General features: G+C 67.9%; 13 protein-coding genes. 10 read left to right on the top strand and 3 right to left on the bottom strand.

What is annotated here, in order from left to right; all coding sequences use genetic code 11:
* Positions 1 to 70: 70 nt before the first annotated feature.
* Positions 71 to 340, bottom strand: a complete 270-nt coding sequence (locus JOF55_RS17345; protein ID WP_310275517.1) for an HPr family phosphocarrier protein — start codon at positions 338 to 340, stop codon at positions 71 to 73.
* A 74-nt stretch (positions 341 to 414) separates the two neighbouring features.
* Complete coding sequence (locus JOF55_RS17350) at positions 415 to 1761, bottom strand: PTS transporter subunit EIIC (RefSeq protein WP_310275518.1); 1347 nt, start codon at positions 1759 to 1761, stop codon at positions 415 to 417.
* 226 nt (positions 1762 to 1987) lie between these two features.
* Between JOF55_RS17350 and JOF55_RS17355 the strand changes: the two genes are divergently transcribed.
* The 10 genes from JOF55_RS17355 (at position 1988) to nusB (ending at position 9180) form a co-directional block, all read left to right on the top strand.
* Entirely contained in the window at positions 1988 to 2224 is a 237-nt protein-coding gene (locus JOF55_RS17355) for a PTS sugar transporter subunit IIB (protein ID WP_310275519.1), read from the top strand.
* Positions 2221 to 2673, top strand: coding sequence for a PTS sugar transporter subunit IIA (locus JOF55_RS17360; protein ID WP_310275520.1), 453 nt, complete (start codon positions 2221 to 2223; stop codon positions 2671 to 2673). The genes JOF55_RS17355 and JOF55_RS17360 overlap by 4 nt, the downstream gene beginning before the upstream one ends.
* A 107-nt stretch (positions 2674 to 2780) precedes the next feature.
* On the top strand, positions 2781 to 3431 hold the full coding sequence (locus JOF55_RS17365; protein ID WP_310275522.1) for a prepilin peptidase: 651 nt from the start codon (positions 2781 to 2783) through the stop codon (positions 3429 to 3431).
* A gap of 80 nt (positions 3432 to 3511) precedes the next feature.
* Positions 3512 to 4717, top strand: a complete 1206-nt coding sequence (gene aroC / locus JOF55_RS17370; protein WP_374727301.1) for a chorismate synthase — start codon at positions 3512 to 3514, stop codon at positions 4715 to 4717.
* Positions 4717 to 5250 carry a shikimate kinase gene (locus tag JOF55_RS17375; RefSeq protein WP_310275526.1) on the top strand — a complete coding sequence of 178 codons (534 nt, stop codon included), beginning with the start codon at positions 4717 to 4719 and terminating at the stop codon, positions 5248 to 5250. The genes aroC and JOF55_RS17375 overlap by 1 nt, the downstream gene beginning before the upstream one ends.
* 52 nt (positions 5251 to 5302) lie before the next feature.
* The gene (gene aroB / locus JOF55_RS17380) at positions 5303 to 6418 is read left to right on the top strand and encodes a 3-dehydroquinate synthase (RefSeq protein WP_310275528.1); all 1116 of its coding nucleotides are present in this window, start codon (positions 5303 to 5305) and stop codon (positions 6416 to 6418) included.
* A complete protein-coding gene (aroQ, locus tag JOF55_RS17385; protein ID WP_310275530.1) occupies positions 6415 to 6846 on the top strand; it encodes a type II 3-dehydroquinate dehydratase in 432 nt (143 codons plus the stop codon). Before aroB ends, aroQ begins: the two co-directional genes overlap by 4 nt.
* A gap of 17 nt (positions 6847 to 6863) precedes the next feature.
* Positions 6864 to 7973 (top strand): M24 family metallopeptidase, encoded by a 1110-nt coding sequence (locus JOF55_RS17390; RefSeq protein WP_310275532.1) that lies wholly within the window; start codon positions 6864 to 6866, stop codon positions 7971 to 7973.
* A 103-nt stretch (positions 7974 to 8076) separates the two neighbouring features.
* On the top strand, positions 8077 to 8637 hold the full coding sequence (gene efp / locus JOF55_RS17395; protein ID WP_310275534.1) for an elongation factor P: 561 nt from the start codon (positions 8077 to 8079) through the stop codon (positions 8635 to 8637).
* Between the two features lie 57 nt (positions 8638 to 8694).
* Positions 8695 to 9180 carry a transcription antitermination factor NusB gene (gene nusB, locus JOF55_RS17400; RefSeq protein ID WP_310275536.1) on the top strand — a complete coding sequence of 162 codons (486 nt, stop codon included), beginning with the start codon at positions 8695 to 8697 and terminating at the stop codon, positions 9178 to 9180.
* 57 nt (positions 9181 to 9237) lie between these two features.
* On the opposite strand, the gene bldD is transcribed toward nusB, so the two are convergent.
* Positions 9238 to 9726: a transcriptional regulator BldD gene (gene bldD, locus JOF55_RS17405; RefSeq protein WP_310275537.1), complete on the bottom strand. Its 489-nt coding sequence runs from the start codon at positions 9724 to 9726 to the stop codon at positions 9238 to 9240.
* Positions 9727 to 9931: the final 205 nt, after the last annotated feature.

The raw sequence follows: 9931 nt of genomic DNA on the forward strand, positions 1-9931 counted from the left end.
GGCGGATGCGTTCGCGAGCACGGCACACCGGAGGGTTGCCGGGCAGGCAGGGCCGTGTATTCGTGGTGGACTACTCCTCGTCGAGATCGGTGCTGATGAGTTCGACGATCCGGTCCAGGGCCGCGTCGGCGCCCTCGCCCTCGGCCGCGAGCACGACCTCGTCGCCATGGGAGGCGCCGAGCGTCATCAGCCCCAGGATGCTGCCTGCCTCAACCGGAGGGCAGCCGTCCTTGCAGATGGTGATGTTCACCGACTGTGCTGCCGCGGCCTTGGCCAGCACGGCGGCCGGACGCGCGTGCAGGCCCACCTTGCTGGCCACGGTGACCCATCGTTGCGGCATGGTTTTCCACTCTCGTCGGTCCGACTTTCCTTCGCACCTTCGCCGACAGCGGTGCGCTTTCGTCGCCTGCGGTCTCAGGTGGTGCCCGCACTGCCCGTATCGCTCTCGTGCGTTCCGGTGGTTCCGGCGTGGCCGTTGCCGGGCGGGGGCGTGCGGTCCGGTTCGCTGTCGTCCGAGGCCTCTCCTCGGGTTCCCGGCTGTTCACCCGATTCCTGTTCGTCCGGACTCTGCACACCCTGGTCGTCGTCCTCGCGCCCGGGGGTGGGCAGGTTCCACTTCGTGATGATGAACCGGAACAGGAAGTAGTAGACGACCGCGTATCCGAGTCCGATCGGGACCAGCCACAGCGGCCTGGTCGCGATGCCGAAGTTGAGCAGGTAGTCGATGGCTCCGGCTGAGAAGAAGAAGCCGGAGTGGACGTCCAGTGCGTTGACCAGAGCCATCGACGTGCCGGTGAGCCCGGCGTGGACCAACAGCAGCGGCCAGGCCACGAAGATGAACGAGAACTCCAGCGGCTCGGTGACCCCGGTGAGGAAGGAGGTCAGGGCGCCCGCGAGCATCACGCCGCCGACGAGCTTGCGCTGGGCGGGTTTGGCGCAGTGGTAGATGGCCAGGGCGGCTGCGGGCAGGGCGAACATGAAGATCGGGAAGAAACCGGTCATGAAGGTCCCGGCCGTGGGGTCACCGGCGAAGAACCGGGCGATGTCGCCGCGTTGTCCCTGGTAATCGCCGGTGAGGAACCAGACCACGGAGTTGGGGATGTGATGCAGGCCGACGGGCACGAGTAGCCGGTTGACGAAGCCGTAGATCCCGCCACCGGTTACCGCGCTGCCGGTGACGGCCTTGCCGAAGGCGGTCAGGCCTGCGTCGAAGAGCGGATAGATCAGTCCGAGGAGCACACCGGTGGCGAGCATGGCCAGCGAGGTGACGATGGGCACGAACCGGCGTCCACCGAAGAACGCGAGATAGGGCGGAAGTTTGACCCGGTGATACCGCTGCCACAGGAAGGCCGCGGCCAAACCGGCGATGATGCCGCCCAGAACCCCGTAGGGACCTTTGTTGTAGACGGTGCCTGCCTCGGTGCCGGTCATCTCCCAGAGCACGCCCGCCAGCACCAGGTAGCCGACCGCGCCCGCCAGTGCGGTCGATCCGTCGGCCTTCCTGGCCATGCCGACGGCCACACCGACCGCGAACAGCAGTGGGAGGTTGTTGAACAGTGCGCCCCCGGCGGCACCGATCACTCCGGCCACGGTGTCGAGACCGGGAATGGCACCGAGCAGGTCGTCCTGTCCCAGGCGCAGCGGCAGTGCTGCGGCGGGCAGGACCGCGATGGGCAGCATCAGGCTCCGCCCGAACCGCTGTAGCAGTGCGAAGCTCCTGCTTCTGCTACCGCTCGTTGCCGTGGGAGTTCCGGCGCTCATGTTGCCTCCCCGGTGGAGAGATTCACGCGAACCTGTGCCCGCGCTCCGAAAAAGTTGGTACTGTCCGGTCTAAACCACTTGGCAGTGACCATGCGACGTGGATCACCCGGTGTCAAGCGAATGCTTTTCACACTCGTCGGACGCCGGTGGTGAAAGATCCGTGTCCGGCTCTCTCGCCAGGCAGGAGATCGCGTGCACGGGGGTGCGGAAAGGTAAGGAGGTTGGGGTGGTCGAGGACAAAGCTGCCGCGATCCTGGCCGCGCTCGGCGGCGGGAACAATGTGGTCGAGATCGAGCCGTGCATCACGCGACTGCGTTGTGAGGTCGAGGACGGTTCCCGGGTGGACGAGACCGCGCTGAAATCGGCGGGAGCACACGGAGTCATGCGCCAGGGTTCGGTGGTACAGGTCGTGGTGGGACCGGAAGCCGATACCCTCGCCGGGGACATCGAGGACCTGCTGTGAGTATCGAGGTCGTCAGCCCGGTCAGCGGCCTGGCCGCACCGCTCGGTGAAGTCCCCGATCCGGTGTTCTCGCAGGCGATGGTGGGTCCCGGGATGGCGGTCAAACCCCGGGGCGGGCGCAGTGCTGCGGTGGCTCCGATCGCGGGCACTGTGGCCACCTTGCATCCGCACGCCTTCGTGATCTCGGCCGGGGAAGGTATCGCCATCCTGGTGCATCTGGGTATCGACACCGTCAAGCTCACCGGCGAGGGGTTCACGGTGCACGCCGCGCAGGGCGACACCGTCCGGGCGGGGCAGCGGATCGTGAGCTGGGACCCGACCGAGGTCGAGACCCACGGACTCTCCTCGGTGTGCCCCGTGGTGGCGCTGGAGGCCGGCACCGAGATGCTCGGTGATCTGCGTGAGGACGGCCAGGTCCTGGCCGGTGAAGCGGTATTCACGGTGGAATAGCACGGTGGGATGGCACGGGTGTCGTCATGGCACGGGTGTCGTCCGACACGCGGGCGTTCACGGGGTGAATGGGCGCCATCGCGGGCTGCGCCCGCAATCCTGTGCGCATGTTCGGGACGGGAATCACGGTTGCATTCCTCGGTGGTATCGCGGGCCTGGGAGCGGGCCGGTGCGGGACGGAACTGCTCCGGAGGCTGCGGCGCGGAGTACGGCCGCCTGCGCTGTGCTGCGAAGGCGGTGTCGCGCTGCTGTGGGCCCTGGTGGCCGTCAGAATCGTGGCGGGTGCACTACCCCTGTGGTGGGCGGCGGTGCCGCTGTTGGTGGGCTGGCTCGCCGTGGTGCTCACCACCTGCGATCTGCTCGCGGGTCGCTTGCCGGACGCGCTGACGTTGAGCGCCTACCCCGCCACGGCCGCCGTGCTGGGACTGGCTGCTTGTGGCGGTGGGGTCCCCGGGATGGCTTCGCGAGCGCTGCTCGGCGTGGTGCTGTTCGCGGGCTCGTACGCGTGCGTACGGCTGGTGTCGCCGAGTGCGATGGGGGCGGGTGACGTGAAACTGGCGGGCAGCCTCGGGGCCGTCGCGGGTGCGGTGTCCCCGGGTGCGGTCCTGCTGACCATGGCCGCTGCCGCCGTGGTCACCATCGCGGCGGCAGGTGTGGCCCGGAGGGCGACCGTCCCCCACGGTCCCGCCATGCTGCTGCCCGCGTGGCTGGTCACGGCCTTTCCCTCGGCGACGTCCTGGCAAGCCGGTGCGTGGTGATGCGGCCCGAAGCATCCGCGCCGACAACCACCAACCCCCGGAGGGGACCGGGTTCCCCCGACCGTGGCAGGATTCCGGGTGTGCTGCGCTGGATGACCGCCGGAGAATCGCATGGCCCCGCCCTGGTTGCGGTGCTGGAGGGGATGGTGGCCGGAGTCGAGATCACCACCTCCGATATCGCCACCCAGCTTCAGCGTCGCAAACTCGGCTTCGGCCGGAGCCCGCGGATGAATTTCGAGGCGGACGAGCTGGAGGTCATCGGCGGGCTCCGGCACGGCCGTACGCAGGGCGGACCGATCGCGATTCGCATCGGCAACACCGAGTGGCCCAAGTGGGAACAGGTCATGGCCGCGGATCCGGTCGACCCCGAGGCGCTGGCCGCACTGGGACGCAATGAGCCCCTGACCCGGCCGCGGCCGGGTCACGCCGACCTGCCCGGTATGCAGAAGTACGGCTTCGACGAGTCGCGGCCCGTGCTGGAGCGGGCCAGCGCCCGCGAAACCGCCGCGCGAGTGGCCGTCGGCACCGTGGCGCGGCATTTCCTGCGCCAGACGCTCGGAGTGGAGCTGGTCAGTCACGTGGTCGGTCTGGGCGGTGTCGACGCCGACAGTGATCGGCTCCCCGGCCCGGAGGACCTCCCGGCCATCGACGACAACCCGGTGCGTGCTTTCGGCGACACCGTCACCGACAGGATGATGGCCGAGGTCGATGCGGCGAAGTCCGACGGCGACACCCTGGGGGGTGTGGTCGAGGTGATCGCCTACGGACTGCCACCGGGTGTGGGATCGCACGTGCACTGGGATCGCAAGCTCGACGCACGGCTGGCCGCGGCGCTGATGAGCATCCAGGCGATCAAGGGTGTCGAGATCGGCGAGGGCTTCGCCAATGCACGGCGGCGCGGCAGCCGGGCCCACGACGAGATGTACCCATCCGGCGGGGCGAACTGGGTGAGCCGGGCAAGCAACCGTGCAGGTGGTCTCGAAGGCGGGATGACCAACGGAGAGCCCCTCATCGTGCGCGCGGCCAAGAAGCCGATCTCCAGCCTGCCCCGCGCGTTGGCCACGGTGGATGTGCGCACCGGTGAACCCGCTCAGGCGATGCATCAGCGTTCCGATATCACCGCCGTTCCGCGCGCCGCCGTGGTCGCCGAGACAATGGTCGCTCTCGTACTGGCGGAAGCCGCGATGGAGAAGTTCGGTGGGGATTCGCTGGCCGAGACCCGGCGTAACGTCGAGGGGTACCTGACCTCGCTGGCCGAACGTGCCGACGACCGGAAGGGGCAGTGATGGGCCCGTGCGCCGTCCTCATGGGGCCACCCGGAGCGGGCAAGACGGTGGTCGGTCGATTGCTGGCGGACCGGCTCGACGTGTCGTTCCGGGATACCGATGCCGACATCGAACGGATCGCGGGCAAGGCCATCCCGGAGATCTTCACCGCCGATGGCGAGTCGGCGTTTCGGGCGCTGGAGGAGAAGGCGGTCGCCACGGCGCTGGCCGAGCACGATGGTGTGCTGTCCCTGGGTGGCGGTGCGGTGCTGTCGGAAAGTACCCGCGGGCGCCTGGTCGACCAGCCGGTGGTGTTCCTGTCGGTCGGGTTGACCGAGGGAGCGCGCCGGACCGGGTTGTCCACGGCCCGGCCACTGCTGGCCGGAGTCAATCCTCGCGCCACGTTCAAGGCGTTGCTGCAGGCGCGGCTGCCGCTGTACCGGGAAGTGGCCACCTGTGAAGTGGCCACCGACGAAATCGATCCCTCCGGAGTGGTCGACCGGGTCATCGCGGACCTGCACCCTGCGCGCGCCGTCCGCTCGTCCGACGAATAGTCACGAACCACGCGCCGGTAACGCGGCGCCACGAATGCGGGAAAGGATGACGATGACCGAGCCAGTGCGGATCCGCGTCGATGGTGGGCAGCCCTATGAGGTGGTGGTCGGTCACGGCCTGCTCGGTGAACTCGTGGACTCGCTGCGGGATGCCTCCGTGGTCGCCCTGGTACATCAGCCCAGTATCACGGCGACCGTGGAAGCCGTGCGTGACGAGCTCGACGGGGCGGGCGTGGACGCGCACCGCGTGGAGATTCCGGACGCCGAAGAGGGCAAGAGCCTGGCGGTCGCGGGCTTCTGCTGGGAAGTCCTCGGCAAGATGGGCATGGACCGCAACGGGGTCGTGGTCTCCTTCGGCGGTGGTGCGGTGACCGACCTGGCAGGCTTCGTCGCCGCGACCTGGATGCGCGGCGTGCGCGTGATGCACGTCCCGACCACGCTGCTGGGCATGGTCGATGCGGCGATCGGCGGCAAGACCGGTATCAACACCGAGGCGGGCAAGAACCTCGTGGGGCTGTTCCACGAACCGAGCTCGGTCATGGTCGACCTGGCCACCCTGGAGGGGCTGCCGGAAAACGAGCTCATCGCGGGCATGGCCGAGATCGTCAAGGCCGGGTTCATCGCGGATCCGCAGATCCTGGAACTGATCGAGTCGGACCCGCAGGCGGCTGTGGATCCGTCCGGTGCGGTGCTCGCGGAGCTGGTCAGCCGGGCCATCCGGGTCAAGGCCGATGTGGTCTCGACGGATCTGCGGGAATCGCACCTGCGGGAGATCCTCAACTACGGGCATACGCTCGCCCATGCGATCGAACGGCGGGAACGCTACCGCTGGCGGCATGGCGCCGCGGTGAGCATCGGCCTCGTGTTCGCCGCCGAGCTGGCCCGGTTGGCCGGGCGCCTCGATGACGAGACCGCCGATCGGCACCGGCGGGTGCTGGACCTGCTCGGGTTGCCCACCACCTACGATCCGGACGCGCTCAACCAGCTCCTGGAGCTGATGCAGTCGGACAAGAAGACCCGTTCGGGTGTCCTGCGTTTTGTGGTACTCGACGGGCCGGCCAAACCCGGAAGGCTGGAGGGTCCGGACCCGTCGCTGGTGGCGGCGGCCTACTCGGCGCTGGCTTCCGGAGGCGGCCGTCAGGGTTCGAACCAGGAGGTTTTTCTATGAGGGCGCTCGTGCTCAACGGCCCCAACCTGGGACGGCTGGGAACCCGCGAACCCGGCGTCTACGGCAGTGCCACGCATGCCGACCTCGTCGCGCTGTGTGAGCGTACCGCGCGGGAGCTCGGGATCGAGGTCGAGGTGCGGCAGACCGATCACGAAGGCGAGATGCTGGGCTGGTTGCACGAGGCCGTCGATCAACGCCTGCCGGTTGTGCTCAACGCGGCTGCCTGGACCCACTATTCGGTGGCCGTCCGGGACGCTGCTGCCCAGCTGACCGAGCCGCTGATCGAGCTGCATCTGTCGAACGTGCACAAGCGCGAGGAGTTCCGGCACCACAGCTACCTCTCGGACATCGCCACCGGCGTCATCGTCGGGCTGGGAGTGCGGGGTTATGCGCTGGCACTGCGGTGGCTGGCCGAGCCCGATGCCTGAGTTCTAGGCTGCTCCGCATGCCCGAATCGCACGGACACCGACGTACTGCCCTGCGTGCCCACCTTCGCGAGCGCGAGGTGGACGCGATGCTCGTGACGGACCTGCTCAACATCAGGTACCTGACCGGCTTCACCGGATCCAACGCGGCGTTGCTGGTGCACGCCGAGGACGAGGCGACCGCCGAACGGCGCACCGTGCTCTGCACCGACGGCCGGTACCGGACCCAGGCGGGTGAGCAGGTCCCCGACCTCGACCACCTCATCGACCGGAGCAGCGCCCCGGCATTGGCCCGGCGTGTCGAGTCCGACATCGCTCACCACCGCCGGGTCGGATTCGAGAGTCAGCATGTCACCGTCGACGAGCTGGACGTGCTGGCCGAAGCGGCGGCTTCCGCGGAGCTGGTCCGCACGCCCGGCTTGGTCGAGCAGCTACGTCTGATCAAGGACGAGACCGAGGTCGAGGCGCTCCGAAGGGCCTGTACAGCCGCCGACCGAGCACTCGCCGACCTGATCGAGCGGGGTGGGCTGCGCCCGGGCCGAAGTGAACGGGAGGTCGCCAGGGATCTGGAGGCCCGGATGCTGGATCACGGTGCGGCAGCTCCGTCGTTCGAGACGATCGTGGCCGCTGGTGCGAACTCGGCCGTGCCGCACCATCGTCCCGATGACACGGTCCTGGCGAACGGCGACTTCGTGAAGATGGACTTCGGCGCCCTCGTCGACGGCTACCACTCGGATATGACCCGGACGGTCGTGCTGGGGTCACCGGCGGAGTGGCAGCGAGAAATTTACGATCTCGTCGCCGCAGCACAGGCCGCCGGGCGGGAGGCGGTCCGGACCGATGCCGACGTGCGGACGGTGGACAGCGCCGCGCGTACGGTGATCGCCGACGCCGGATATGGTGAGCAGTTTCTGCACGGACTCGGCCACGGTGTCGGGCTGCAGATTCATGAGGCACCGGCCCTGTCCCAGCGCGGGAACGGTACGATCGGAAGCGGGATGGCGGTCACCGTTGAGCCCGGTGTGTACTTGCCGGGACACGGCGGCGTCCGCATCGAGGACACGCTGGTCGTGCGTCCGAGCACGCCGGAGCTGCTCACCCTGACGACGAAGGAACTCGTCGCCATCTAGGCAGCGGCATGCGTGCGCCCGAGCGCCGGCGAGCGGCGCACGTCGGCTTCGTAGCAGGCGACACGACACACCCGCAGTCATCATCACAGGAGAGACCCCGACCGTGGCCACCACGAACGACCTCAAGAACGGGCTGGTGCTCAACCTCGACGGCCAGCTCTGGTCCGTGACGAGTTTCCAGCACGTCAAGCCCGGCAAGGGTGCGGCTTTCGTGCGCACCACTCTGAAGAATGTTCTGTCCGGCAAGGTGGTGGACAAGACCTTCAACGCAGGGGTGAAGGTGGACACCGCCAATGTCGACCGCAGTGAGATGACCTACCTCTACAACGACGGCGCCGATTACGTGTTCATGGAGCCCGACACGTATGACCAGGTCGGAGTATCGCCGGAGGTGGTCGGCACCGCGGCCGATTACATGCTGGAGAACAGCACCGTGGTCGTCGCCCGTCACGAGGGCGAGCCGCTCTACGTCGAGCTTCCCGCATCCGTGGAGTTGCGGGTCTCACACACCGACCCGGGGGTGCAGGGCGACCGTTCCACGGGCGGCAGCAAGCCCGCCGAGTTGGAAACAGGGGCGGAGATCCAGGTCCCGCTGTTCATCGAGACCGACGAGAAGATCAAGGTGGACCCGCGCGACGGCCGTTACCTCGGTCGCGTCAAGTGATGGGTTTCGTGACCGCACTCGCGGACCGGGACCACACAGCCGGAAAGAGAGTGTGAGTTGGGCACGCGAAACCAGGCCCGCAAACGCGCGGTGGAAGTTCTCTACGAGGCCGACCTGCGTGAACTCGATCCGCAGGAAATCCTGGCCGAACGGGTCGGTTCGACCGAGGTTCCGGCCGTCCAGGAGTACACGATCAGCCTCGTCTCGGGGATCGCGGAGCATCGCCCGCGCATCGACGAGCTGATCGTCGAGCACGCCGAAGGCTGGACGTTGTCGCGCATGCCCATCGTGGACAGGGCCGTGCTGCGCCTGGGGCTGTTCGAACTGCTGTGGGGCGAGGACGTTCCCGCGCCCGTGGCGATCAACGAGGCCGTGGAACTGGTCAAGGCACTGTCCACCGATGATTCACCGCGCTTCGTCAACGGTGTTCTCGGCCGTCTGGCGGGGATCAGTGATCGCTTGCGCCGTTCCTTGTCCGGTGCGGAACACAGCACCGACGAGGAGCGCGAGCGCGGTCTTGAGCAGGGCGCTGACCAAGGCTGATCAGCCCCACACCGGTGGCCCCGCATCCATGCGGAAGATGGATGCGGGGCGGGACCGTCACTCCTCCCGTGCCGGACGGGCTTCGGGCGGGAGTACTCCCCAGTCGATGAGCTGCTCGGTCAGCTCACCCGGTGTCATGTCGTAGATGATGGCCAGCGATCGCAGGTCCTCGGTGCGGATCGACAGGATCTTGCCGTTGTAGTCACCGCGCTGGCTCTGGATGGTGGCGGCGTACCGGGCCAGCGGTCCCACCTTTTCCGCGGGCAGCTGCTGCAGTCGCTCCAGGTTGATGACGACCTTTGTCGCCGGCTCGGCACCGGAGGGAATGCGGCCCTCCGGCAGGAGCTCGGCCACCGGCACGCCGTAGAAGTCGGCCAGCTCGGCGAGCTTCTGCACGGTCACCGCTCGGTCACCACGTTCATAGGACCCGACGACCACGGCCTTCCACCGTCCGCCTGACTTCTGCTCGACACCGTGCAGCGAGAGACCCTGCTGCTGGCGGATAGCGCGGAGCTTGCTGCCCAGCGCCTTGGCGTAGTCGCCCATGTGGCGTTTCTCCGTTTCATTCGCCCCGTCAGCCTAGTGTAGTTGCCGGGGAGGAACGCTCAGTATTGATACGGAGAGTAATATTCGCTCGTGTACGTCACCAGGTCAAGTTGGTCTTGGGGTAAGGGTGGTGCGCGTCGCACTACACCTGCCGTCGGATTGACCAACCGGCGCTGATAACGTACAGGGTAAGCCCGGCAGCTGC

The organism is Haloactinomyces albus, assembly GCF_031458135.1.
Classification (GTDB): Bacteria; Actinomycetota; Actinomycetes; order Mycobacteriales; family Pseudonocardiaceae; genus Haloactinomyces; species Haloactinomyces albus.

Bases quoted from the DNA above. Each gene is read 5' to 3' on its own strand.
- JOF55_RS17345 (WP_310275517.1), bottom strand. From the start codon at position 340: ATGCCGCAACGATGGGTCACCGTGGCCAGCAAGGTGGGCCTGCACGCG.
- JOF55_RS17350 (WP_310275518.1), bottom strand. From the start codon at position 1,761: ATGAGCGCCGGAACTCCCACGGCAACGAGCGGTAGCAGAAGCAGGAGC.
- JOF55_RS17365 (WP_310275522.1), top strand. From the start codon at position 2,781: ATGTTCGGGACGGGAATCACGGTTGCATTCCTCGGTGGTATCGCGGGC.
- JOF55_RS17375 (WP_310275526.1), top strand. From the start codon at position 4,717: ATGGGCCCGTGCGCCGTCCTCATGGGGCCACCCGGAGCGGGCAAGACG.
- aroB (WP_310275528.1), top strand. From the start codon at position 5,303: ATGACCGAGCCAGTGCGGATCCGCGTCGATGGTGGGCAGCCCTATGAG.
- aroQ (WP_310275530.1), top strand. From the start codon at position 6,415: ATGAGGGCGCTCGTGCTCAACGGCCCCAACCTGGGACGGCTGGGAACC.
- JOF55_RS17390 (WP_310275532.1), top strand. From the start codon at position 6,864: ATGCCCGAATCGCACGGACACCGACGTACTGCCCTGCGTGCCCACCTT.
- bldD (WP_310275537.1), bottom strand. From the start codon at position 9,726: ATGGGCGACTACGCCAAGGCGCTGGGCAGCAAGCTCCGCGCTATCCGC.